We start from the raw sequence: 23,375 nt of genomic DNA, 5'->3' as shown, positions 1-23,375 counted from the left end.
GAGGCCCTTCAGGAACTTTGTTTTTGGTCGGAGTGAGAGGATTCGAACCTCCGACCCCTGCCTCCCGAAGACAGTGCTCTACCAGGCTGAGCTACACTCCGACCGTGGCGTGTGACCTATACCTCGTCATATCGATGTGCAAGAGGGATTTTGCGCGTACACACATATGTCGTCGCTGGATTCGAGGGGTGGTTTTAACCCTTCGCCTGATCTGCGAATTCGCTGAGTCACTGCAACGGATCGGTTCGATACAGTCGGATTTTTGTTCCGCCGTGATCAACGATTGGGCCGGGGGGAAGCATTGGCAATCGCGTTGCGCGGGCAAGTCCGGGTGTGGTGGTGATGATGCCTACACGCCATCGCTGGAAACGACTGGATAATACCTTGCCTAAACTGCCATAGAGCGACCGCAGGCGCTTTTCATCACCGATGCGTGTCCCGTAGGGTGGATTGACGATGACCAGCCCAGCTGGGCCTTCTGGCGGCTTGATATCACTGACCGAACAGTGCTGAAATCGGGTGGCATGATCCACTTGTGCCTGTCGGGCGTTAGAGCCTGAAGCCTCGACTGCGCCTGTATTGCGATCTGAGCCAAAGAATCTCAGCTCTGTTTCGGGTTGACCGGTACAAGCGCGCATTTTTTGCCAGACATCTGGATCGAAGCTTGCCAAATCTTCGAATGCGAACTGACGTGAGCGGCCTGGGGGCAGACCAAGTGCAATTTCAGCCGCTTCGATAACGAATGTTCCAGAGCCACACATCGGGTCCAGAACCGGTTCAGACCCGTCAAACCCACACTCACGCAGGAACATCGCGGCCATTGTTTCCCGCATCGGGGCCTTGGCGACTGCAGGCTTATGACCGCGCTTGTGCAAGAGCTCGCCGGATGTGTCGACGGAGATCGTGCATATGTCTTTTTCGATTCGTAGCAGCACGCGGACTTTGCCATCGAGTGAGATTGAGGTGCCGAGCCCCTCGGATATGGCTTGTTCGATGCGCTGTCGCGCCGCTCCTGCATGATAGATACGAGATTTGCGGCAGGTTGCTTCGACCTTCACGGGAATGTCTGGCCTGAGATAACTCGCCCACGGGAACTTTCGGGCGCGCTTGTCCAATTGCGCCAAATGCACGGCGGGGAAACTGCCCAGTCGCACCAGAACCTTGTTGGCACCGCGCAATTCCAGATTGGCGCGCCAGACTTCCGGCCAATCGCCACGGCACACGACACCACCTGGAACGATCCTGGCGCCTGAGAATCCGCGCTCTATGGCCTCGGCACACAAAGGCGTTTCGAGCCCTGGAGTGGCAATCAGAAAAATCTCGAATTTATCATTGTTGTCCATTGTGGTTGCTTACACCGGTTGATCAGCCTGTGCGACACGCAAATTAAATGGGCAAATTGTTCTGAACGACCGTAAGCTCAAAAGAATGTGACATTCCTTTTCGATTTTGGGCGGTAACAGGTTTGCGTTTGCACTCATCCCCGCGTAAAGGAGCCGTGATCGGAAATACGCCTGCGGATTCTGGTCGGATAATGGCGCTTTCGCGACCGGACAGACGGGAAATTTCGTGTTATTTCCTGGCATCATTGTAAGATGGCGCGCAGCAGGCGCAGGACAAAGGCTTGGAAGAACGTAGCAACATGCAAACTTTCAAACTAAAAAAAGGGTTGGATTTGCCGGTTGAAGGCGCGCCCGAACAGAAAATCCAGCCGGGGCCTGAATTCTCGTCGGTTGCCGTTCTGGGCAGTGATTATATCGGATTAAAGCCCAAGATGCTGGTGCAAGAGGGCGACGCGGTCCAGCGAGGAACGCCGTTGTTCTGCCACAAGGATGCGCCCGACGCGATGATGGTCGCGCCGCTGACCGGTAAGGTCGTGGCAATTAATCGCGGGGCGCGGCGTGTATTGCAGAGCGTGGTGATCGAGGTTTCGGATGCCAATGACGCCGGCATAGATTTCTCGGGCACCGGCGATGCCGAGACCGCCGAAGGTGTTACGGCTATGCTCTGCGCGGCCGGGCTGTGGACTTCTTTCCGGACACGTCCTTATTCAAAGATGCCCGAACCAGGCTCCAAGCCTACAGCAATCTTCGTGACAGCCATGGACAGCGATCCACTGGCAGGTGATGCGGCATTGGTTATTGCGGATGCGGGCGAGGCATTTGCGGCTGGTCTCGCAGCTGTCTCAAACCTGACCGACGGCAAGACTTATCTGTGCCAGCAAGAGGGGGCATCCATCCCCGGTTCCGATCTGCCAGGTATAGAAGCGGCTGCGTTTTCCGGCCCACACCCCTCGGGCCTTGCTGGAACTCATATTCACTTCCTTGAGCCGCTGGGAGGGGACAAGCAGGTTTGGACCATTGGCTACCAGGACGTGATCGCGATCGGTCGTCTGATGCAGACCGGTCATCTGGATACAAACATCGTGATTGCTCTGTCTGGACCGGGCGCGCGCCAACCGCGCCTGATCCGCACCGTGATGGGCGCGTCGACGGATGACCTGACCCGGGATGAAGTGAACGTCGACGGGATCGCGCGGATCATCTCGGGGTCGATCTTGTCGGGGCAGCATGCCGATGGTCCGACCGCCTATCTGGGCCGTTTTGCGCGCCAGATCAGCATTATTCGCGAAGATCATGATCAGCACACACTGGGCTGGATTCTTCCTATGCCTTCGAAATATGCGGTACAGCCTGTTTTGGGATCGGCTTTTGCCAAGAAGCTCTATTCATTCACGTCTAACCTGAATGGTGGTCGCCGCGCGATGGTGCCGACGGGTGTATTCGAAGAGCTTATGCCCCAGGATTATCTGCCGACGCAATTGCTGCGGGCGCTATTGGTGATGGACACCGACACCGCGCAGGCGCTGGGTGCACTGGAACTGGACGAAGAAGACCTGGGCCTTGTGGGCTTTGCCTGCCCTGCGAAATATGAATATGGGCTGGCGCTGCGCGACTGCCTCACCAAGATTGAAAAGGAGGGCTGATCCACATGGGTTTGCGCAGCTTCTTCGATCGGATCGAGCCGAACTTTACCAAGGGCGGCAAGTACGAAAAATATTTCCCCATCTACGAGATGGTGGAAAGTTTTATCTACACTCCGAAAACCGTCACGACCGTCGCGCCGCATGCGCGCTCTTACGTGGATATGAAGCGGATCATGACCTATGTCGTGATTGCTACGATCCCCGCAATCCTCTGGGGGATGTATAACACTGGCTATCAGGCAAACTCGGCCATTGCTACGTTGGGAACGGATTCGGCAACAGGCTGGCGGATTGCGATCCTGCAGGTGTTCGGCATCTCGCTGAACCCTGACAGCATTTTCGCCAATGTGATGCATGGATTGATGTATTTCCTTCCGATCTACATTACCACACTGGTTGCGGGCGGTATTTTTGAGGTCATCTTCGCCACTGTGCGCGGCCATGAGGTCAACGAGGGTTTTCTAGTAACCTCGATGCTTTACACACTGATTATGCCTGCGACAGCGCCATTGTGGCAGGTCGCGTTAGGCATCATTTTCGGTGTCGTGATCGGTAAGGAAGTATTTGGCGGCACGGGCAAGAACTTCCTCAACCCAGCGCTGGTCGGACGCGCTTTCCTATATTTCGCCTATCCCGCGCAAATGTCGGGGGATTCAGTCTGGACCCCGGTGGATGGATTTTCCGGGGCGACTGCTTTGGGTATCTCCGCTGCTGAAGGCGTTCAAGCACTGGCGGCCGACGGGATCACCTGGGCCAATGCCTTCTTCGGGCAAATTCAGGGTAGCTTTGGAGAAACATCGACGCTGGCTTGCTTGATTGGCCTGGCCTTCCTGCTGACGACCAAGATTGCCAATTATCGCCTGATTGTGGGCTGTCTTGCGGGCACCATAGGCTTCACGCTTCTGCTGAATCTGATCGGATCAGACACAAATCCGATGTTCGCGATGCCTTGGTACTGGCATATCGTTCTTGGGGGCTACGCCTTTGGTCTGGCGTTCATGGTAACCGAGCCCGTTTCGGCCAGTCACACCAATATGGGCCGCTACATCTATGGCGCGCTGATTGGTATCATGGTTGTGATGATCCGCGTCATTAACCCCGCTTTCCCAGAAGGTATGATGCTGGCAATCTTGTTCGGAAACGTTTTTGCGCCGCTGATCGACTATTTCGTCGTCCAGGCAAACATCAAACGGAGGGCGCGTCGCCATGTCTGATACGCAATCCAATGAACCCAAGGGAGCGATTGCCAAGTTTCTGGCTGCTTCGCCAGATTCGGTTGGCAAGACTATCTTTGTTGCCGTTGCCGTCTGCCTTGTAGCCTCGATGGTCGTGTCTGCTGCTGCGGTCAGCCTGCGCCCGGTGCAGGAAATCAACCGTTTGAAGGATAAGCAAGTCAACGTTCTGCAAGTTGCCGGCATCTACGAACCAGGCATTGATGTGACCGAGGCATTCGCTGCCTTTGAGCCGCATGTACTGGAATTGTCTACAGGTGAATTCGTTGACGATCAGTTCGACGCGACCACCTTCGATGATATCGCTGCTGCCAGCGATCCAGAACTGAGCGTCGCTTTGGACGATGACCCGGCTGGGATCGGGCGCAAGTCCAAGTACCGCGTGATCTATCTGCTGCGTGATGATGCCGGGGCGCTCGACAAGGTAATCCTGCCGCTTCACGGCTATGGCCTCTGGTCCACGCTCTATGGTTTCATCGCGCTGGAAAACAACGGCAACGATATCTACGGCCTGCAGTTCTATCAGCACGGTGAGACACCGGGCCTTGGCGCCGAGGTGGACAATCCTCGCTGGAAGGCGCTGTGGAATGGCAAAAAGCTGCGCGATGATGCAGGCGATCTGCAAATCACCGTTGCCAAGTCGCAACCCGCAGCAGGCCCTGATTTCTATGTCGATGCGCTGGCAGGCGCGACGCTGACTTCGGTTGGTGTCGACAACCTGGTGAAATTCTGGATGGGTGACGCGGGCTACGCTCCGTTCCTGGCCAAACTGCAAGCAGGAGAGCTTTGATGTCTCAGACCAAGAAAGAGATGCTGGTCGACCCGCTTGTCGACAACAACCCGATCACGCTGCAGGTGCTGGGCATCTGTTCGGCGCTGGCGGTGACCTCGTCACTGCAGGTGTCGATGGTGATGGCGCTGGCGGTGATCTTCGTGACCTCGTTCTCGTCCTTCTTTATCTCGTGCCTGCGAAACCAAATCCCGGGTTCGATCCGGATCATCGTACAGATGGTTATCATTGCCTCACTGGTGATCCTGGTGGACCAGATCCTCAAGGCTTATGCGTTTGAGATTTCAAAAACACTGTCGGTCTTTGTCGGCTTGATCATCACCAACTGTATCGTGATGGGCCGGGCCGAAGCGTTTGCCATGAAGAACCCCCCGGTCGCGTCCTTTATCGACGGTATGGGCAACGGCATGGGCTATGGTCTGATCCTGCTGCTGGTAGGTTTCATTCGTGAGCTGTTTGGCGCCGGGTCACTGTTCGGTGTCACCATTCTGGAGACCGTCAACAATGGCGGCTGGTATGTGCCCAACGGCATGCTGCTACTGCCGCCGTCGGCTTTCTTCATCATCGGTCTGATCATCTGGGCCTTCCGCACATGGAAGCCGAACCAGGTGGAAGAGCGTGAATACAAAATACAGCAGGTAGAGGCCCACTGATGGAAGGTCTGATTTCACTGGCCGTAAAGGCCATCTTTGTCGAAAACCTTGCGCTCAGCTTCTTTCTGGGGATGTGTACCTTCATCGCTGTTTCGAAGAAGATTTCAACTGCGCTGGGTCTGGGCATCTCGGTCATGGTGGTGCAGGCCATCACCGTGCCGGCGAATAATCTGCTGCTGAACTATCTGCTGAAACCAGGTGCGCTGGCTTGGGCAGGTTTCCCGGATGTGGACCTGACGTTCCTTGGACTGATCTCGTATATCGGCGTGATTGCGGCGATGGTTCAGATCCTAGAGATGGTGCTGGATAAGTACTTCCCCCCGCTCTACAACGCGCTGGGGATTTTCCTGCCGCTGATCACTGTAAACTGCGCCATTTTGGGTGGTTCACTGTTCATGGTGGAACGCGACTACAATTTTGCCGAAGCGGCGACTTACGGTCTGTCCTCTGGCTTTGGCTGGGCTCTGGCGATTACCGCGATGGCGGGTGTTCGGGAAAAGCTGAAGTATTCGGACATTCCCGATGGTCTGCAAGGCCTGGGCATCACTTTCATCACCGCTGGACTGATGGCAATGGCCTTCATGTCCTTCTCGGGCGTGAAACTGTAAGGAGGGCGGAATGGAAACCTTTGGCTTAGGTGTAGCCCTTTTCACCGTTATCGTTCTTGGTTTGGTTGCCATCATCATGGCGGCGCGGTCCAAGCTGGTTTCAACCGGTAACGTGAACATCACCATCAATGGTGAGAAAACAATCTCGGTCCCGGCGGGAGGCAAACTGCTGCAGACGCTTGCGGCAGAGAAGCTATTCGTGCCCTCCGCTTGTGGTGGTGGTGGCACCTGCGCGCAATGTCGCGTGCGCGTGCATTCCGGCGGTGGCTCGATCCTGCCGACCGAGGAAAGCCATATCACCAAGCGCGAGGCGTCTTGTGGTGACCGGCTATCCTGTCAGGTTGCAGTCAAGCAGGATATGGACATCGAAGTTCCCGAAGAGGTCTTCGGCGTCAAGAAATGGGAATGCACAGTTCGCTCGAACGAGAATGTGGCGACCTTTATCAAAGCCCTGACGCTGGACCTCCCGGAAGGTGAGGATGTGAATTTCCGCGCTGGTGGTTACATCCAAATCGAAGCGCCTGCACACCAACTCGCCTATACGGATTTCGACGTAGAAGAAGAATATCGCGAGGATTGGGATCGCTTCAATCTATGGCAGTACAAATCCGTCGTCGCCGAACCGATCGAACGCGCCTATTCCATGGCAAACTATCCGGATGAAAAAGGCATGATCATGCTGAACGTCCGCGTGGCTTCGCCCCCTCCTGGGTCCGAAGGCATTCCTCCGGGTCAGATGTCGTCGTATATTTTCAACCTGAAACCGGGCGACAAGGTCACAATCTCAGGTCCCTTTGGTGAGTTCTTTGCTCGCGAGACAGAAAAAGAGATGGTCTTCATCGGTGGTGGTGCTGGTATGGCCCCAATGCGCAGCCATATCTTTGACCAGCTCAAACGCCTTGAAAACCGCAACCGCAAGATCAGCTTCTGGTATGGAGCGCGGTCGAAGAAAGAGATGTTCTTTGTCGAAGATTTCGACACGCTAGCCAAGGAATTCGACAATTTCGAATGGCACGTTGCGTTGTCGGACGCCCAGCCCGAGGATGACTGGAAAGGCTACACTGGCTTTATCCACAACGTTTTGTTCGAGGAATATCTGAAGAACCACCCCGCACCCGAGGATTGCGAATACTACATGTGTGGTCCGCCAATCATGAACCAGTCGGTCATCAACATGCTGCTGGATCTGGGCGTGGACCGCGAAGACATCATGCTCGACGATTTCGGCGGATAAACAGAATTGGTCGGTTCCAACCCTTGGGACCGACCATTTTCATTTTGGGGCTGATGTTGGGCAGGCTGCCAATATCAACGTCTGCATTTGGCGAATTCCGCTTCATACTTTGCCGCATTGGGCAGCAGGTCTTATGTTAACCGGATGGATCAAAAGGCTTATCGCATCTCAAACACCGCCTGATCAGACGGTGAATCTGCATTCATTGGCGCCTACAGAAAAATTCTACGCAATCGGAGACATTCATGGGAGGTTGGATCTTTTACAACGGCTCCTGCCTGCGCTAGATAACGACTGTCCGGTGGTGTTTGTAGGCGACTATGTTGACCGGGGCGGATACAGCGCGCAGGTGTTGCGTCAGCTACATCACCTCGACACGAACCCCGAAACCTGGGCGATCTGCCTGAAAGGCAATCACGAAGATATGCTGCTTGGGTTTTTGTCCGATCCAACACGGATGGCGCGTGTCTGGCTGTATAATGGCGGTGCTCAGACTTTGGCTTCGTTTGGGCTTGCGGATATTGACCAGTCCAACCCGCAAGCCGTTGCCGAACAACTGCAGCAAGCGATGGGACAACCGCTTCTGGACTGGTTACAAGATCGGCCGCTGACCTGGACGAGCGGGAATGTAACGGTTGTTCATGCCGCGCTTGATCCTTCGCAGCCGGTCGATCGGCAACAGGACAGAACTTGCCTTTGGGGGCATCCTCATTTCCGCAAGAAACGCCGGAAAGACGAGCAATGGGTGGTGCATGGCCATACCATCGTCGACGAAGCTCAGGTCGAGCATGATGTCATTTCGATTGATACAGGTGCGTTCATCACCGATCAGTTGACGGCTGCGGAAATCTCGCCTGGTTCTGTCCGATTTATCTCGACCGCGCACACCGGAATCGCGCGCGTATCAGCGTAAGTCGCTAGCCGACGATCATTTGCTTCATTCTAAGTGCTTCGTATTCCAGTTCTTTCAAGCGGAAATGAACCACATCGCCAATGGTGATCACCCCGCGCAGATTTCCATCACTCAGTACGGGCATATGCCGGAACCGGCCTTCGGTCATGGTTTTCAGCACGTCGTTCAGATAATCTTCGGGGCTGCAGGTTTTAACCTCGGTCGTCATAAGATCAGCCACGGATTGGGGTAGGGTCTGGCCGGGCGTTTCCGCCATACGGCGCACGATGTCACGTTCGGACAGGATACCCTGCAGGGCACCATTCTGATCCGTCACAACAACGGCCCCGATGCGTTTTTCGCGCAAGATATCCACGACCGAGTGAATCGTGTCGTTGGGCCGCACCGAAAACACAGCATCACCTTTGCCTTCCATCAGTTTCGCAACCGTTGTCTGGGTATGCGACAGATTGGTCTCAACTGATTGACTGCGGGTTGTCGCCGCGGCCTTGTCGCCGCGTGTCGGAGGCTGGTAAGAGCTTGGGGCCATGGGCGGTCTCCTCTTTCACCGGTATTGTCCTTACAACCTACCTTACCGCAGGGACCGGCCCTGTATAGGGTGCAATTTCGAAAACCGGCGTAACTTGGCCACTTCAAAAGGAAATTGCTTGTGAGCAACCTGTATCTGACGCCACCAGTTGCCGCGCTGATATTCTTTATAGTGGTGGTCTGCGGCCATAATTTTCGCATGGCTTGGAAACAGCAATCGGAAGGTTGGCAAAAGCGCGCTTGGCTGTTTGGCGTCCCGGCAGCAATCGGGCTTTTTACATTGGCGTTTTTGCCGCTCAAGATTTGAGGCCGGTTTGACTCTGAACAGGCTCACTGGCATATGCCGGGCAAGAACACTCCCGGGAGATTGCACCATGCGCCCACTGATCGCACTGGCCTTACTTTTGACTGTTTCGGCCTGCTTGTTTGGCAAAGAGCCTGACGTGGTACGCCTGTCCGGCGAGACGATGGGCACCACGTTCAACATCACCGCAATCGGCGATGATTTGGACGAAGCAGCGCTGGGGCAAGCGGTTCAGGAGACCCTGGCGCAGGTCAATGCCAAGATGTCCAACTGGGACCCGAATTCCGAGGTCTCGACCTTCTCGGCCTCAGGCAGCACGGACCCCATGCAAGTGTCAGACGAATTTGCCTTCGTCATCGAGGCCGCAAATGAGGTTCACGAGAAATCCGGTGGTACGTTTGATGTTACCCTTGGTCCGCTGATCGAATTGTGGGGGTTTGGACCGCGAAAACCTGAAGACCCAATTCCGGCAGATGACGAGATCGCGACAGCGCTTGGGCAAGTGGGACAAGCGCGGTTGTTAGACTTGGATCGCGGAGCGGGCACTTTGGCCAAGTCAGAGGCCGGAGTCGGGATCAACCTGTCTGCGATTGCCAAAGGCTATGGCATCGATGCGGTTGCCGCACAGCTGCGCGAGGTCGGGATCGAGAACTATATGGTCGAGATCGGTGGTGATCTGGTGACCATGGGCGCGAATGACAAAGGCGAAAGCTGGCGGATCGGGATCGAAAAACCCGAGACTGGCGCGCAATCAATCCAGTTGATCGTGCCGCTCGACAATCTGGGAATGGCGACCTCGGGTGATTACAAGAACTTCTTCGAACAGGACGGGGTGCGCTATTCGCATATCATTGACCCGACGACGGGCCGCCCGATTACTCATCGCACCACTTCGGTTACTGTTTTAGCAGACAACGCCATGATGGCGGATGCGTGGGCAACGGCGATGCTGGCATTGGGTCTGGAAAAGGGTCTGGAACTGGCCGAAGAGCATAAACTTGCCGTGTTCTTCATCTCTCGGGATGTGACAAGCGGAGAAGAAGCCTATATCACCGTACAAAGCAGCGCCTTCAAGGATGCGCTGGGGACCAACTGACCGGTAGGAACCGCTATGAGCACCTTTATTCTAGCCTTTTTCCTGTTGCTGATCGTCATGGTTGGCATGGCGCTGGGTGTGATGTTGATGGGCAAAACCATCAAAGGCAGCTGCGGTGGCCTGAACGCGATCTCGGGTGCCGATAAATGTGTGGTCTGTCAAAAGGATATCGATCCCGACAGCCCTCTGCGCGACCAGTTGCAGTGCAAGCGTGCGAAAAAGATGCTGCAACAGATGGAAGGCTAGGATAACCCTCTTGGCATGAACAAAGCCAAGAACGTCCTCTTCATCATGTTCGACCAATTGCGCTGGGATTACCTCAGCTGCTACGGACATCCACATCTGCATACGCCAAATATTGACCGTCTCGCCTCGATGGGTATGCGGTTCACACGTGCCTACATCCAGTCTCCGATCTGCGGCAGTTCCCGTATGTCGACCTATACCGGCCGCTATGTGCATTCGCACGGCGCGTCATGGAACGGAATCCCGCTGAAAGTTGGTGAGATCACCATGGGCGATCACTTGCGCAAGGCAGGGATGGATTGCTGGTTGGTTGGCAAGACTCATATGCGCGCAGACGCCGAGGGCATGGCTCGTTTGGGGCTTGAGCCCGACAGCCTGATCGGGGCACGCGTCGCTGAATGCGGGTTTGATGTCTTTGAGCGCGATGACGGGATGCGCCCCGAAGGGCCGGATGGGTTTTATGACCCGGATGGCGCCAAAAGGTACAACGAGTATCTGAAAGACAAAGGCTATGAGAGTGACAACCCCTGGCACGACTTCGCCAATTCGGGGCTGGATGAAGAGGGCAATGTACTTTCGGGTTGGTTCCTGAAGAATTCGTCAGAGGCCGCGAATATCGCCGAGGAAGACAGCGAAACGCCTTATCTCACCTCTCGCGCCATGGAGTTCATGGAAAACCATGACGGGCCGTGGTGTTGCCACCTTAGCTATATCAAACCGCATTGGCCCTATATTGTGCCGGAACCCTACGCCTCGATGTATGGTCCCGAACATATTCTGCCTGTCATTCGGTCCGAAGCTGAACGGCAGAACGCTCATCCGGTGCTGAAAGCGTTCATGGATACGAAAATCGGCCAGACCTTCTCGCGTCAGGATGTACGCGAGGCCGTGATCCCAGCCTATATGGGCCTGATCAAGCAGGCTGACGACCAAATGGGGCGGCTGTTTGACTGGATGGATCAGACCGGACGAATGCAGGACACGATGATCGTGCTGACCTCGGATCACGGGGATTTTCTGGGCGATCACTGGATGGGAGAGAAGACCTTCTTCCATGACGCCTCGACCAAAATGCCGCTGATCATCTTTGATCCATCGCCCGAGGCTGATGCCACACGCGGCGCCACATGCGATGCATTGGTCGAATCCATCGATCTAGCGCCCACGTTTCTGGAGGTTGCAGGCGGTGAACCCGCAGGGCACATTTTGGAGGGGCATTCGTTGCTGCCCATCCTGCACGGTCAGGCCGAAAGCACTCCGCGCGATGTGGTGATTTGTGAGTACGACTACTCCGCATCCCCCATTGCGCAGACACTGAACGCCTCGGTTCGGGATGCGGTCATGTTCATGGTCGCAAACGAGAAATGGAAGCTGATCCATTGTGAAGGGGGCTATCGCCCGCTTTTGTTTGATCTAGAGAATGATCCGAATGAGCTGACGGACCTTGGCGTAAGCGATGAGCATGCAGACATCATCGCCGAGATGTATGATCACCTGTTCACCTGGACGCGGCGCCAGTCGCAGCGCACGACCCGGTCGGAAGAACAACTGCTAAACATGCGTGGATCAAGCCGAGGAACAGGCGTGGTGATCGGTATTTACGACGAAAACGAGATGCCGCTTGAGCTGACCGTTAAATACCGCAACCGCAAAGCGCGACCCTTTGGGGACTACAAGACAGATTAATTCTTCATTCGCGGCCCTAATGACGGTTCAACCTTGAGCGGGCAGGGGGTAGAAGACAGCAACGCCGCCTCAATCGGAGAGCTTTCATGACCGCCCCAAAGCCCGTTGTCCTTTGTATCCTTGATGGTTGGGGCCTATCCGACGACACCAAGGCCAATGCGCCTTATCTGGCAAATACGCCAACCTTTGATGCTCTCATGGCTGAAGGTCCTCATGCGCAACTGATAACGCACGGGCCGGATGTGGGTCTACCTAGTGGTCAGATGGGTAATTCCGAGGTTGGTCACACCAATATCGGGGCTGGGCGCGTGGTTGCGATGGATCTGGGGCAGATTGACCTAGCCATAGAAGACGGTTCTTTCTTTCACAATGAGGCGCTGCAGAGCTTCATCGCTAAGGTGAAAGCTGCAGGCGGGACAGCGCATCTGATGGGGCTGGTATCGGGTGGGGGCGTGCACGGGCACCTGGATCACATCGTAGCTGCCGCCAAAGCGGCTACCGATGCGGGTGTGCCTGTGGCGCTACATGCGATCACCGACGGGCGCGATGTGGCCCCGAAATCGGCCTTTACCTATATCGCCGAACTCGAAGACCGGTTGCCCGATGGCGCAAATGTCGTCACCGTCTGTGGGCGCTACTTTGCCATGGACCGCGATAATCGCTGGGAACGCGTTTCCGAGGCCTACGACGCAATAGTCAAAGGTCAGGGGCGCACCATGGCCTCGGCCCATGAGGCCGTCGACCATGCCTACGCCCAATCCGAAACCGACGAGTTTATCGCGCCCACGGCTCTTGCTGGTTATTCCGGTATTAAGGACGGTGATGGGTTCTTTTGCCTGAACTTCCGCGCCGACCGTGCCCGAGAAATCCTGCGGGCAATTGGGGAGCCCGGTTTTGCCGAGTTCGACTCCGGTCCGCGCCCGCAGTTGTCGGCGTTACTGGGCATGGTTGAGTATTCCGATGGCCATAACGATTATATGACGACCGTATTTCCCAAGCGGGATATCGTGAACACGCTGGGCGAATGGGTTGCTAAGCAAGGCCTGCGCCAGTTCCGGCTGGCCGAGACCGAGAAGTACCCTCATGTCACTTTCTTCCTGAACGGTGGCAAAGAGCAGCCCGAGGGTGGCGAGGATCGCTTCATGCCCAAATCGCCCAAAGTGGCGACATATGATTTGCAGCCCGAGATGTCCTCGGCCGAAGTGACAGAAAAGTTCGTCGAGGCGATCCACGGCGGATATGATCTGATCGTCACCAACTACGCCAATCCAGATATGGTTGGTCATACCGGTGATGTGCAAGCTGCGATTGAAGCCTGTGAAGCTGTTGATCAAGGGCTGGGGCAGGTGGTTGCAGCGCTGAAGCAGGTCGGGGGTGCGATGATCGTGACCGCAGATCATGGTAACTGCGAAATGATGGTCGATCCGGAAACGGGCGGTCCACATACGGCCCATACGCTGAACCCCGTGCCTGTCGTTCTGGTCGGCGGCCCCGAAGGTTCAAGCCTGCGCGATGGGCGCTTGGCCGATCTTGCTCCAACTTTGTTGCAGCTTATGGAATTGCCGAAACCCGTTGAAATGACAGGGGAAAGCTTGCTGACATGAGATTGAGCCCGATCGTTGCTGCAGCGCTGATTTGGGCCACCCCTGTCGTCGCCCAAACCAGCCCGTCAAAGGCGGCACTAGAAGCGGCCGAGATGCTGGAGCAAGCCTCGATCGCGTTGACTGAGGCCGAATCTGCCCGCGACCGGGTCAAAGCTCTGACCGAAACCATAAAAGCCTACGAGGCTGGTCTGAGCGCCATGCGCGACGGCCTGCGCCGCGCGGCCTTGCGCGAGGCGCAATTGACTGCAGAATTGCACGTACAAGAGCAGGAGGTGGCGCAGCTGTTAGGTGTTCTGCAGACGATCGAAACCACCGCGCCTCCAGTACTTATGCTGCACCCGTCCGGCCCACTTGGGGCCGCGCGCACTGGTATGATGTTGTCCGAAGTCACGCCTGGGTTGAACGCGCAGGCTCAGGCGCTTGCAAACGAATTGCAAGAGGTACAGACACTGCGACAGCTTCAACAAAACGCTGCCAATACGCTGACCGAAGGGTTGGAGGGTGTTCAGGATGCCCGCACGCAGCTTAGTGAGGCGATAGCGGACCGGACCGATCTGCCGCGCCGTTTCGTAGAAGATCCTGTGCGTACAGCGATCCTGATATCCTCGACCGAAACGCTGGATGGGTTTGCCAGTGGGTTATCCGAGATCACCGATGGTGAGATTGAAGATACAAATGCAGATGTCTCGGGCCGGAAAGGTCAAATCGCCTTGCCCGCACAAGGGGTCATGCTGCACCGGGCGGGCGAAACGGACGCAGCGGGGGTAACGCGCCCCGGGCTGGTGCTGGGCACGCGACCCCGCGCATTGGTCACCGCGCCAACGGCTGCCACGATCCGTTACCGCGGGCCCTTGCTGGATCTCGGGAATCTTGTGATCCTTGAACCCCAGCCCGGATTGCTATTCGTGTTCTCAGGTCTGCAAGAGGTATATGGTCTGACCGGGGAAGTGATACCCGAGGGTACTCCGGTAGGTTTGATGCCGGGTGAAACTCCGGAAATCGGCGCTATTATGTCAACAAGCGGTGATGGCACTGGAACTGACTGGTCAGAAACGCTCTATATAGAAGTAAGACAGGATAACAGCCCAGTGGACCCGGAATCATGGTTCCGGACGGACAAGGATGGATAAACGAGTATGAAGAAATTTGTGATGGCCGGACTGGCCGGCACCGTGGCAGGGATAGTCGCAACAACACAGATCGCAGGCCCTTTGCTTGCGCAAGAGGCCGAGAACAAGGCAAGCGTTTACGAACAACTTGATCTGTTCGGTGACATTTTCGAACGTATTCGCGCCCAGTATGTCGAAGAGGTAGAAACCGACGAGCTGATCGAGGCTGCGATTGACGGGATGCTGACCTCGCTAGACCCACATTCCAGCTACCTGTCGCCTGATGATGCCGAGCAGATGCGCGTGCAGACACGTGGCGAGTTTGGCGGGCTCGGTATCGAAGTTACGCAGGAAGAAGGCTTTGTCAAAGTTGTATCGCCCATCGATGACACCCCAGCGGACGCTGCTGGTATCGAAGCGGGCGATTTCATCACTCATGTGGATGGCGAGAGCATTTTGGGGCTGACGCTGGATAAAGCCGTGGACCTGATGCGCGGCCCGGTGGGATCGGAAATCGTGATCACAGTCGTGCGTGAAGGCGAGCAGGAGCCATTCGACGTAACGATCGTTCGCGACACGATCAAGCTGACCGCAGTTCGTGCACGTACCGAAGGTACAAGTGTCGTGTTGCGTGTCACGACCTTCAATGACCAAACCTATCCGAACCTCAAGGAAGGACTGGAAGAACAGATCAAAGAGGCCGGAGGCATCGAAAACGTCAATGGCATCGTTCTGGACTTGCGTAACAATCCCGGCGGGCTGTTGACACAGGCCATCAAGGTCTCTGACGCGTTCCTGGATGAGGGCGAAATCGTCTCGACCCGGGGTCGCAATCTCGAAGATGGTGAACGATTCAACGCAACACCCGGCGATCTGACCGGAGGCAAGCCCATCGTTGTGCTGATCAACGGTGGTTCGGCCTCGGCGTCGGAAATTGTCGCGGGCGCCTTGCAGGATCACAACCGCGCCATCGTGGTTGGCACTAAGAGCTTCGGCAAGGGATCGGTGCAGACGGTCATGCCGCTTCGGGGTGACGGGGCTATGCGTCTGACAACCTCTCGCTACTACACGCCCTCGGGTCGTTCGATTCAGGCGCTTGGCGTCAGCCCGGACATCATCGTCGAACAACCACGCAACAACCCGGTTGACGAAGAAGAGGAAGATACAAACACCCGCACCCGGTCCGAGGCCGATCTGCGCGGCAGCCTGAATAATGACAGCCTCAGCGAGGACGAGATTCGCCAGATCGAAGAGGATCGCGCCAAAGCCGAAGCCACCGCAGAGCTGCGCGAAGAGGATTATCAACTGGCATATGCCATCGATATCCTCAAAGGCCTGTCCGCGTTCAATCCGACCGGGCCGTCACAATAATGGGGAGGGGGGCCGCCATCAGCGGCCCTATTCTCGCACCCTGAAGCGTTACCCTTCGACCTTGTGCAGTTTTTTCTCATCCAGCATCAGCGCCAGGACGATTCCAGCAGCGACTGAGATCGTGGCGAATACAAAAGCCATATTCATTCCGGTATCAAAGGCCGCCGCAATGGCGGCCTGAACCTTTTCAGTTTCACCTGAATTCAACTTTTCAAGCACTGCTTTTGCCGAGTCTGTGTTCAGCGTTCCACCATTGATCGCTTTCTGATCAGCCTCGGACATTTTGATGCCTGACGCGGTCAATCGGGTTTTCAGGCTGGACAGGCTTGTCACATACATGACCGCCGTCGCACAGGCGACCGCGATTGCCCCATAGACGAGATGGGTCATGAAACTCAGGCCGCCAACCAGTCCGGCGCGTTCCGGCTTAACCGCGCATACAGCGGCTGTTCCCGAAGGCCCGACCGTCAGCGTTGCGCCCAAACCAATCAGCGCCATTCCGGGCAGAATCTGAAAATATCCGGTCCCGGAGGGCATGATGACAACGCTTGCCGCCCCGACTGTGGCGCAAATATATCCCCAAAACAGCAGTCGCTTGGGCCCAAAATCGTTATACAGCGTACCCGAGACGATCGATCCGACCGCTAGCAACACCGTCAGCGGTGCCAAACCCAGCGCCGATTGGAACACAGACCATCCCAAGACTTTTTGCATATACTGCGGAAAATAAAGCAGCCCGACAAAAGCTGCCGAGACGTTGAACATATTCAGACCTAAGGTAATCAAAAACTCTCGGTTCTGCATCAACTGAGGCATTAGCAAGGGTTCCTTGACCCTCTTTTCGACTTTCGGAAACAGGAAGAACAAAACGGCGCTGACAAAAAACAGCAGCAAAAGCGGCAGCGAAGTCCAGCCCCAATCGGCACCAACGTCCAAACCGTAAAGCAAGAGCAAAACTGCAAAAGACAGGATACCCATCCCGGCAAAGTCGATGTGTTCACCTTTCTTATGCTCGGTCTCACGCTCCATCAGCAGGATCGCAGTCGTCATCGAAATGCTGGAAAACACCACATTGGCGAGGAAAAACAACCTCCAATCACCCAGATTGACCACCGCGCCGCTAATCATCGGTCCAAAGACATTACCCGTGGTGACACCCGCCAGTATCAGCCCCATCACCAATGCGCGGTGTTCTTCTTTCGACACTTTGGTGGCTCCAAATGCCAGTGTGCAGGGCCACACGCATCCCGCCCCGATCCCCTGCAATGCGCGTGCGCCGATCAGGTAGTCCAAACCGGGTGAGACAAAGCATAAAACCGACGCAAACAGAAAGATCGAAAGACCGATGATCATCATCTTGCGATGACCATACATGTCACCCAGGCGACCTCCGGCCACCATCGTCATGGCAAAGAACAGAGCGTAAATATTCAGAACCCACTGGGTGCTGGTGATGTCGGCGTCAAAGCTGTTTTCGATTGCCGGGACCAGCATGAGGGCACCGGTAAAATCGATCCCGATCCCGAAACCCGTCACCATCAGCGCGATGACCTTTATGATGCTGTTGCGATCCATAGGCCAATCCAATGATGCACGTATGGACCTGAAAAGATAGGGACAATCCTATCGGTACTGTGGTCAGGTTTCGCTTTGAGATGCCTGAGAGCGGCGGAACGCGCGCTTTAACATGTCCAACTCGGCGCGCAACAAAGCGACTTCGGCCCTCAATTCATCTGCGGCGGGTGAACCGGCGATGATGGTGAAATCCCCCAGCTTATGGCCTGTTGTTCCATCGTGAATCACGACAGTATGGACACCTTCCGACAGGGCGGCGGGCGGCACTGGGATGCGCAAGGCCCAGCCATCTTTTGCTGGTTCCAACTCAACATCAGTCAAAGGCTCACCAAGAAACAGCACCTTGATCTGAGGGGGGCTTTCGCTGGTCAAATGGCCTTCCCACAGGCCGTTTTCGAAGCGGATTGGTGTCAGGGTGGTATGAGACATTGAGTACCCTTTACAGATCGGCCCGGTGGTAACGGCAGAATGTCAGGTCACGAAACACCACACGGTTCATCGCGGGTTGATCAATGATCAGATCCAGCCAGAGTTTTTCAATTCGACGCTCATTCACCTTCAGATGGGCCAGATCAAAATCTACAGTCGCCGCAGGTGTTGAAAGATCAAGTTCGCGCAGAACCTGCTCGGTATTTGGGCCATGCTGAATGTTCAGGCGGGCGAAGACTACGGTAGAACGCTCGCACTCAACCAGAGTGTCGACCCGCATCAGATGCTGGCGGGACAGATTTATGGCGGCATCCGTGGGCAGATCAATGGAAAGCGACAGGAAAGATCCCTGAAAATCAAATACCTCAACGGCCAGACTGAAAGGCGCCAAATCCTTGTCTCGCCGATTTCGGATTTGCTGCAGCCCGATCTCGACCTGGCTGCAATCGTGAAACAGGATGACCTGCCCATCCATCCGCGCCTTGCGCGGGGCCGAGGCTATACCTTTGCGGATCAGTGGCGTCCGCCACAGGTCCGGTCGCCACGACCAATCCGTTCCCAGGGGTTTTGGAAACTGCGTCGCCCCAATCAAGGGTTGGATCAGGCGAGCATCAGCTTTTTGAATTGCTTGTTCAAGTTTGCCGCGCAACCGCCGGGCGTCATCACGTTGGCGGCGAAGCTCAGGCAGTGCGAGGTGGTCAGACTGCTGCGCGGCACGCTGCCAGCGCCCCAGAGCCTTTAGTTGAATATATCGATCCAGTAACCTGCCCATCGCCCCATCTTTCAAGACAGCCCCTCTTTAGTCAAAGTCGGGGCAGGGGACAAACCAGTCTTACTTGATTAGCGGATAAATCTTCCCGAATCCTAAATGTGATCTCCTATCCAGCTGGTTTCTGCGTCGCAAAGAGCCGCCATTCTTGCAATAGCTCGGGCCGAGGCTTACCGTCGGCGCTCGGACAATCGGCATTTGTCCCGGATCATACAGGCTCATCATGAGGCAGGGGAATGGAACCCACCCTATTTTCATTCATATGGAAGCATTCGAAAAAACAGCAATTGGTCCTGCTATTGCTGACCGTTTTGTCATTTCCGTTCCTTTACGCTTCGTTGGAGCTTCCTAAGCAGATCATCAATGACGCGATTGGTGCGCCCGCAGACACGGTAACGGTACTCGGTATCACCGTGACGCAGGTGCAGTACCTGCTGATTCTGTGCTTTGCCTTTTTGGCAACTGTCATCGCCAGTGGCGTGATGAAAATGCGCATCAATACCATGAAAGGCATTCTCGCTGAACGGATGTTGCGTCGCCTGCGCTTTACCTTGATCAGCCGCTCGATGCGCTTCCCCAAATCCTATTTCGCCACCACCAGCCAAGGTGAACTGGTATCGATGATCACGTCCGAGGCCGAACCAATGGGCGGGTTGATGGGAGACGCCATCGCGCAGCCCGTTTTTCAGTTCGGCCAGATGATGACGATTGTCACGTTTCTTTTCATGCAAAGCGTGTGGTTTGGTCTGGCCAGTATTGCATTGATCCCTTTGCAGGCTTGGCTGATTCCCAAATTGCAGCGTCAGATCAACCTTCTGAACAAGGATCGCATTCAGGAGGTCCGGCGGCTGAGCTCTGAGATTGGCGAAAGTGCTGCTGGTATCAGCGATCTGCGCACCAATGGCGGCTGGCGCTATCGTCTGGCGCAATTCAGCCATCGGCTAGGAACCTTGTTCGAGATCCGCTTTAAGATCTACAACAAGAAGTTCTTCATGAAGTTCCTCAACAATCTGATCACTCAGATGACACCCTTCCTGTTCTATTCAGTAGGCGGCTATCTGGCGATCACGGGCGAGGTGACAGTAGGCGCATTGGTCGCCGCGTTGGGCGCATATAAAGACCTCAGCGGCCCTTGGAAGGATCTTCTGACCTACTACAACCAGGTACAGGACATGTCACTGCGCTGGGAAATTGTGACCGAACGGTTTGCCCCATCGAATATGATACCCGAACAGTTGTTTGAGGGCGTCCCCGAGGCAATCCCGCACCTGACCGGCGATATCGAACTGCGCAACGCGACCGTTCGTGATGATGACGGCAAGACCATCCTTGAGGATATTGATCTTACCATTCCCCAAGGCGCCCGGGTTGCGATTCAGTCGAAACACGCTTCGGAACGCAGTGCGCTTGCGCAGTTGCTGACGCGCGAAGTGCTGCCGGTTCAAGGCGAGGTTCTGATGGCTGGCCACAACCTCAACAGCCTGCATCAGGCGGTGATTGCGGCGCGGATCGGCTATGCCTATTCACGCCCCTACCTGTTCGACGGAACATTGGGTGATAACCTGCTAATGCCGCTGCGCACGCATCCTCAACACGAAAGTGGTGCATTGCAGGCCCCCTCACGCCGCCAGATCGAAGCCGTGCGCGCCGGGAACCCACCCGATTCACTGTCCGATGAATGGATCGATCCAAGCCTCGCGGGTCTTGATGACATTGAGGATATTCGCGATTGGTGGTTCCAGCTTGTCGAAGCGATGGGCATTGATGAATTTATGTTCCGGCGCACTTTGCGCTCTCAGTTCGACCCGGAAGTACACCCGGTGCTGGCGAAAGAAATAGTCGATCTGCGAGATACCGTTGCTACACGCCTGCAAGAGCGCGGTTTGGACAAGTATGTCTATCGGTTCGATCCTGACCAGTTCAATCCCGCCGTGCCCTTGGGCGGGAACCTGCTGTTCGCTTCACCGACGCATGATATCGCACCGGACATTCTGGCGGGGGACCACCGGTTTCTGTCGTTGCTTACGGGCAATGGCCTTGATGATGACGCGCTCAGCATCGCTCAGGCCGTTCTGGAAACCCTAAACCAGACTTTCGGGCGAGATGGGGCCGATCACCCGTTGTTCTTGCGGCTTGGCATGTCAAAAGACATGTACCACCGTCTGCTCGATATCGAAGAGCGCCGCAAAACCAAGGGCGAGGAAGCCATCGGCGATCAGGAACGTGCGCTGCTGTTGACCGTCCCATTCATGCTGACCGCTGAACAAATCGGCCCAAGTTTCCCTGAGGAGTACAAGGACAAAATCCTTTCCATTCGTCACAGTCAGGCCGAACGGCTGCGGGGCGCTATGGGTGCGATGTTCGTGCCGGTGTCACCGGATGTCTACGTTCCCCGCCTGACAGCAATGGAAAACGCTCTGTATGGTCGGGTATCCATCATGGCTGGTGCTCATGCAGAAGAGATCGAAGATCTGGTCGCGGAGGTTCTGAACGAGGCCGGGCTGCGCCGAAGGGCCGCCGCGATCATCTACGACCTGCCGTCCGGGTTAGGTGGGAACAACCTTCCGACAGTGTTTCAGGAGCGTGCTGCCTTTTCTCGTGCCGGGATCAAACGCCCCGATATCCTGATACTCGACAAGGCACTGGCCAGCCACGACTCTGAAAGCCGCCTGCGGACCCGTCTGAAGCTGCGCGAGTTATTACCCGACTCGATTATGATCTTTATGGAGGATCATTTTGCCCATCCGGAAGCCTATGATTTGTTTGTTGAAATAAAGGACGGTCGCATCGATGGTGTCTCACGCGTGTCCACCGATGCTGAAGACACCGGGACGGACGACCTGAGCCGGAAACTCAAGATCATTTCTTCTACCGAGTTGTTTTCACGAGTCGATGGGCGCAACCAGCGTCTTCTGGCGTTTTCGGCCCAATGGTACGAGGTCGCGGCAGGTCAAACCATTTTCGCACGTGGCCAGGCTCCCGATGCGGCGTATTTGTGTATTTCGGGTTCGGCGAGCCTGAATTGGCTGAATGAACACGGTGAAATGCGTTCGCTCTCGATAGTAGAACCCGGGCGCCTTATCGGCGATCTTGCGATTATCACCAATGAGCCGCGACAATTGGATTTGGTGGCCCTCACGGATTGCTCGTTCCTGCGGATCGGCGCGGAGGAATTGCGTGCTGTGATTGAAAGTGACGCGGGCGTTGCGATGAGGTTGCTTGAAACCGTGGCCGGATATTTGTCCACGGTGTCCGAGCGGTTGCGTGACCCCAACACTCCAATTGGGGATGACCTGCCTTCTGTAAATGCTGAGCAATCCGATGAGCACTAACGAAAGGCAGGGTGCCTATTCAAGTCATCAGCAATTGCTAGGTGCCGCCCGCAGATATCCCGAGATATGGCGCTTGTTGGCTGGTCTTGCGCTGGTCTCAGTGGTTGTGGTCACGCTCAATGCAATCATGTTCGCAATCGTTGCCAGTCTTGGCTCATCAGGGTCGGCGGTCACATTCTTGAATGGATCGTCGCCAACAGCGCTCCTTATTGTGCTCTCCAGCTTTATTTTTGTCACTATTGGCGTGGCGTTGGGGGCACGACTATTTCAGCACCGGTCACTTGCCTCGGTCCTGGGCGAACAATCCATCGCAATCTGGCAGTTTTGGCGCGTTGTTCGCGCATTGCTTCTGCTGGGTGCAGTCATATTCATACTCCCCCCCTATGACCTTGGTGCACCATTGGTGGCGAACCTCGCGTTAACCAAATGGCTTTTGCTGCTTCCCTTATCCGCTGTTGCGGTGCTGATTCAGACCAGCGCCGAGGAAATCCTGTTCCGAGGCTATATGCAACAGGGCCTCGCCGCGCGGTTTCGGTCTCCGCTGATCTGGATGGGTCTGCCATCAATCTTGTTCGCAGCTGGCCACTACAGCCCCGCGACGGTCGGAGACAATGCGGTCTTGATTGCCATCTGGGCGCTGACATTTGGGCTTTTGACCGCCGATCTGACCGCGCGAGCGGGTACGCTGGGCCCCGCCATTGCGCTGCATTTTTTCAATAACATCGCGGCTCTGCTTGTCATTTCGCTTCCCGACAACCTTGGTGGCCTGGCCTTGTTCCATCTTCCTTATGAGGCATCGGACGCCGAAGCGTTGCGACCTTGGTTGCTAGTCGACTTTGCGCTGATGATCGTGGGGTGGCTCACCGCAAGATTGGTCCTCAGGCGCTGATTGCATTTCCCGGCATTGCGT

21 protein-coding genes and 1 tRNA gene are annotated in these 23,375 nt (G+C 55.8%); 16 read left to right on the top strand and 6 right to left on the bottom strand.

The window, feature by feature from the left end:
- Positions 1–24 precede the first annotated feature (24 nt).
- Positions 25–101, bottom strand: a tRNA-Pro gene (locus tag ACR0L9_RS09895).
- 126 nt (positions 102–227) lie between these two features.
- Complete coding sequence (locus ACR0L9_RS09890) at positions 228–1,343, bottom strand: THUMP domain-containing class I SAM-dependent RNA methyltransferase (protein WP_480895531.1); 1,116 nt, start codon at positions 1,341–1,343, stop codon at positions 228–230.
- A gap of 299 nt (positions 1,344–1,642) precedes the next feature.
- Here ACR0L9_RS09890 and ACR0L9_RS09885 point away from each other — a divergent pair, with 299 nt between their 5' ends.
- From ACR0L9_RS09885 to ACR0L9_RS09855, 7 genes are all read left to right on the top strand, one after another.
- Positions 1,643–2,986: a Na(+)-translocating NADH-quinone reductase subunit A gene (locus ACR0L9_RS09885; RefSeq protein ID WP_480895530.1), complete on the top strand. Its 1,344-nt coding sequence runs from the start codon at positions 1,643–1,645 to the stop codon at positions 2,984–2,986.
- A gap of 5 nt (positions 2,987–2,991) precedes the next feature.
- Positions 2,992–4,200, top strand: coding sequence for an NADH:ubiquinone reductase (Na(+)-transporting) subunit B (locus tag ACR0L9_RS09880; protein WP_480895529.1), 1,209 nt, complete (start codon positions 2,992–2,994; stop codon positions 4,198–4,200).
- Positions 4,193–5,008 (top strand): Na(+)-translocating NADH-quinone reductase subunit C, encoded by an 816-nt coding sequence (locus ACR0L9_RS09875; protein WP_170393983.1) that lies wholly within the window; start codon positions 4,193–4,195, stop codon positions 5,006–5,008. The genes ACR0L9_RS09880 and ACR0L9_RS09875 overlap by 8 nt, the downstream gene beginning before the upstream one ends.
- Positions 5,008–5,661 carry an NADH:ubiquinone reductase (Na(+)-transporting) subunit D gene (locus ACR0L9_RS09870; protein WP_152460184.1) on the top strand — a complete coding sequence of 218 codons (654 nt, stop codon included), beginning with the start codon at positions 5,008–5,010 and terminating at the stop codon, positions 5,659–5,661. Before ACR0L9_RS09875 ends, ACR0L9_RS09870 begins: the two co-directional genes overlap by 1 nt.
- On the top strand, positions 5,661–6,269 hold the full coding sequence (gene nqrE, locus ACR0L9_RS09865; protein WP_050603817.1) for an NADH:ubiquinone reductase (Na(+)-transporting) subunit E: 609 nt from the start codon (positions 5,661–5,663) through the stop codon (positions 6,267–6,269). Before ACR0L9_RS09870 ends, nqrE begins: the two co-directional genes overlap by 1 nt.
- 10 nt (positions 6,270–6,279) lie before the next feature.
- Positions 6,280–7,503, top strand: a complete 1,224-nt coding sequence (gene nqrF / locus ACR0L9_RS09860; protein WP_170393981.1) for an NADH:ubiquinone reductase (Na(+)-transporting) subunit F — start codon at positions 6,280–6,282, stop codon at positions 7,501–7,503.
- A 133-nt stretch (positions 7,504–7,636) separates the two neighbouring features.
- Positions 7,637–8,416 carry a metallophosphoesterase gene (locus tag ACR0L9_RS09855; protein WP_480585990.1) on the top strand — a complete coding sequence of 260 codons (780 nt, stop codon included), beginning with the start codon at positions 7,637–7,639 and terminating at the stop codon, positions 8,414–8,416.
- Positions 8,417–8,420: 4 nt separating this feature from the next.
- Here ACR0L9_RS09855 and ACR0L9_RS09850 read toward each other — a convergent pair whose 3' ends face one another.
- Entirely contained in the window at positions 8,421–8,945 is a 525-nt protein-coding gene (locus ACR0L9_RS09850; protein WP_170393976.1) for a CBS domain-containing protein, read from the bottom strand.
- 120 nt (positions 8,946–9,065) lie between these two features.
- On the opposite strand from ACR0L9_RS09850, the gene ACR0L9_RS09845 reads away from it, so the two are divergent.
- The 7 genes from ACR0L9_RS09845 (at position 9,066) to ACR0L9_RS09815 (ending at position 16,360) form a co-directional block, all read left to right on the top strand.
- Positions 9,066–9,251, top strand: a complete 186-nt coding sequence (locus tag ACR0L9_RS09845) for a hypothetical protein (protein WP_170646884.1) — start codon at positions 9,066–9,068, stop codon at positions 9,249–9,251.
- A 67-nt stretch (positions 9,252–9,318) separates the two neighbouring features.
- A complete protein-coding gene (locus tag ACR0L9_RS09840; RefSeq protein ID WP_170625667.1) occupies positions 9,319–10,344 on the top strand; it encodes an FAD:protein FMN transferase in 1,026 nt (341 codons plus the stop codon).
- A gap of 15 nt (positions 10,345–10,359) precedes the next feature.
- Positions 10,360–10,590: a (Na+)-NQR maturation NqrM gene (gene nqrM, locus ACR0L9_RS09835; protein WP_170393970.1), complete on the top strand. Its 231-nt coding sequence runs from the start codon at positions 10,360–10,362 to the stop codon at positions 10,588–10,590.
- 15 nt (positions 10,591–10,605) lie between these two features.
- Positions 10,606–12,276 carry a sulfatase-like hydrolase/transferase gene (locus ACR0L9_RS09830; RefSeq protein ID WP_480895528.1) on the top strand — a complete coding sequence of 557 codons (1,671 nt, stop codon included), beginning with the start codon at positions 10,606–10,608 and terminating at the stop codon, positions 12,274–12,276.
- Between the two features lie 86 nt (positions 12,277–12,362).
- The gene (gene gpmI / locus ACR0L9_RS09825) at positions 12,363–13,880 is read left to right on the top strand and encodes a 2,3-bisphosphoglycerate-independent phosphoglycerate mutase (RefSeq protein WP_480895527.1); all 1,518 of its coding nucleotides are present in this window, start codon (positions 12,363–12,365) and stop codon (positions 13,878–13,880) included.
- The gene (locus ACR0L9_RS09820) at positions 13,877–15,010 is read left to right on the top strand and encodes a murein hydrolase activator EnvC family protein (RefSeq protein ID WP_480895526.1); all 1,134 of its coding nucleotides are present in this window, start codon (positions 13,877–13,879) and stop codon (positions 15,008–15,010) included. The genes gpmI and ACR0L9_RS09820 overlap by 4 nt, the downstream gene beginning before the upstream one ends.
- A gap of 6 nt (positions 15,011–15,016) precedes the next feature.
- Positions 15,017–16,360: a S41 family peptidase gene (locus ACR0L9_RS09815; protein ID WP_480867758.1), complete on the top strand. Its 1,344-nt coding sequence runs from the start codon at positions 15,017–15,019 to the stop codon at positions 16,358–16,360.
- A gap of 48 nt (positions 16,361–16,408) precedes the next feature.
- Here the strand turns inward: ACR0L9_RS09815 and ACR0L9_RS09810 are convergent, their stop codons facing one another.
- From ACR0L9_RS09810 to ACR0L9_RS09800, 3 genes are all read right to left on the bottom strand, one after another.
- Positions 16,409–17,935, bottom strand: a complete 1,527-nt coding sequence (locus ACR0L9_RS09810; RefSeq protein ID WP_223118634.1) for an MFS transporter — start codon at positions 17,933–17,935, stop codon at positions 16,409–16,411.
- Between the two features lie 63 nt (positions 17,936–17,998).
- On the bottom strand, positions 17,999–18,364 hold the full coding sequence (locus tag ACR0L9_RS09805; protein WP_480895525.1) for a hypothetical protein: 366 nt from the start codon (positions 18,362–18,364) through the stop codon (positions 17,999–18,001).
- A 10-nt stretch (positions 18,365–18,374) separates the two neighbouring features.
- A complete protein-coding gene (locus tag ACR0L9_RS09800; protein ID WP_480895524.1) occupies positions 18,375–19,136 on the bottom strand; it encodes a DUF6478 family protein in 762 nt (253 codons plus the stop codon).
- A 233-nt stretch (positions 19,137–19,369) separates the two neighbouring features.
- Between ACR0L9_RS09800 and ACR0L9_RS09795 the strand changes: the two genes are divergently transcribed.
- Both ACR0L9_RS09795 and ACR0L9_RS09790 read left to right on the top strand, forming a co-directional pair.
- The gene (locus ACR0L9_RS09795) at positions 19,370–22,465 is read left to right on the top strand and encodes an ABC transporter transmembrane domain-containing protein (RefSeq protein WP_480895523.1); all 3,096 of its coding nucleotides are present in this window, start codon (positions 19,370–19,372) and stop codon (positions 22,463–22,465) included.
- Positions 22,455–23,354, top strand: a complete 900-nt coding sequence (locus ACR0L9_RS09790) for a CPBP family intramembrane glutamic endopeptidase (RefSeq protein WP_480895522.1) — start codon at positions 22,455–22,457, stop codon at positions 23,352–23,354. Before ACR0L9_RS09795 ends, ACR0L9_RS09790 begins: the two co-directional genes overlap by 11 nt.
- Positions 23,355–23,375 lie beyond the last annotated feature (21 nt).

This window comes from Ruegeria sp. I3 (assembly GCF_056532525.1).
Note: the sequence above shows the minus strand (reverse complement) of the source record. Positions and strands in the feature narration are given on the sequence as shown.

What these genes read in the sequence shown, in the direction of transcription:
- ACR0L9_RS09800 (WP_480895524.1), bottom strand. Translation starts at nt 19,136, where the DNA reads ATGGGCAGGTTACTGGATCGATATATTCAACTAAAGGCTCTGGGGCGC.
- nqrE (WP_050603817.1), top strand. Translation starts at nt 5,661, where the DNA reads ATGGAAGGTCTGATTTCACTGGCCGTAAAGGCCATCTTTGTCGAAAAC.
- ACR0L9_RS09870 (WP_152460184.1), top strand. Translation starts at nt 5,008, where the DNA reads ATGTCTCAGACCAAGAAAGAGATGCTGGTCGACCCGCTTGTCGACAAC.
- nqrM (WP_170393970.1), top strand. Translation starts at nt 10,360, where the DNA reads ATGAGCACCTTTATTCTAGCCTTTTTCCTGTTGCTGATCGTCATGGTT.
- ACR0L9_RS09805 (WP_480895525.1), bottom strand. Translation starts at nt 18,364, where the DNA reads ATGTCTCATACCACCCTGACACCAATCCGCTTCGAAAACGGCCTGTGG.
- ACR0L9_RS09840 (WP_170625667.1), top strand. Translation starts at nt 9,319, where the DNA reads ATGCGCCCACTGATCGCACTGGCCTTACTTTTGACTGTTTCGGCCTGC.
- ACR0L9_RS09795 (WP_480895523.1), top strand. Translation starts at nt 19,370, where the DNA reads ATGGAACCCACCCTATTTTCATTCATATGGAAGCATTCGAAAAAACAG.
- ACR0L9_RS09810 (WP_223118634.1), bottom strand. Translation starts at nt 17,935, where the DNA reads ATGGATCGCAACAGCATCATAAAGGTCATCGCGCTGATGGTGACGGGT.
- ACR0L9_RS09790 (WP_480895522.1), top strand. Translation starts at nt 22,455, where the DNA reads ATGAGCACTAACGAAAGGCAGGGTGCCTATTCAAGTCATCAGCAATTG.
- ACR0L9_RS09830 (WP_480895528.1), top strand. Translation starts at nt 10,606, where the DNA reads ATGAACAAAGCCAAGAACGTCCTCTTCATCATGTTCGACCAATTGCGC.
- nqrF (WP_170393981.1), top strand. Translation starts at nt 6,280, where the DNA reads ATGGAAACCTTTGGCTTAGGTGTAGCCCTTTTCACCGTTATCGTTCTT.
- ACR0L9_RS09885 (WP_480895530.1), top strand. Translation starts at nt 1,643, where the DNA reads ATGCAAACTTTCAAACTAAAAAAAGGGTTGGATTTGCCGGTTGAAGGC.
- ACR0L9_RS09875 (WP_170393983.1), top strand. Translation starts at nt 4,193, where the DNA reads ATGTCTGATACGCAATCCAATGAACCCAAGGGAGCGATTGCCAAGTTT.
- gpmI (WP_480895527.1), top strand. Translation starts at nt 12,363, where the DNA reads ATGACCGCCCCAAAGCCCGTTGTCCTTTGTATCCTTGATGGTTGGGGC.
- ACR0L9_RS09815 (WP_480867758.1), top strand. Translation starts at nt 15,017, where the DNA reads ATGAAGAAATTTGTGATGGCCGGACTGGCCGGCACCGTGGCAGGGATA.
- ACR0L9_RS09890 (WP_480895531.1), bottom strand. Translation starts at nt 1,343, where the DNA reads ATGGACAACAATGATAAATTCGAGATTTTTCTGATTGCCACTCCAGGG.
- ACR0L9_RS09850 (WP_170393976.1), bottom strand. Translation starts at nt 8,945, where the DNA reads ATGGCCCCAAGCTCTTACCAGCCTCCGACACGCGGCGACAAGGCCGCG.
- ACR0L9_RS09855 (WP_480585990.1), top strand. Translation starts at nt 7,637, where the DNA reads ATGTTAACCGGATGGATCAAAAGGCTTATCGCATCTCAAACACCGCCT.
- ACR0L9_RS09880 (WP_480895529.1), top strand. Translation starts at nt 2,992, where the DNA reads ATGGGTTTGCGCAGCTTCTTCGATCGGATCGAGCCGAACTTTACCAAG.
- ACR0L9_RS09820 (WP_480895526.1), top strand. Translation starts at nt 13,877, where the DNA reads ATGAGATTGAGCCCGATCGTTGCTGCAGCGCTGATTTGGGCCACCCCT.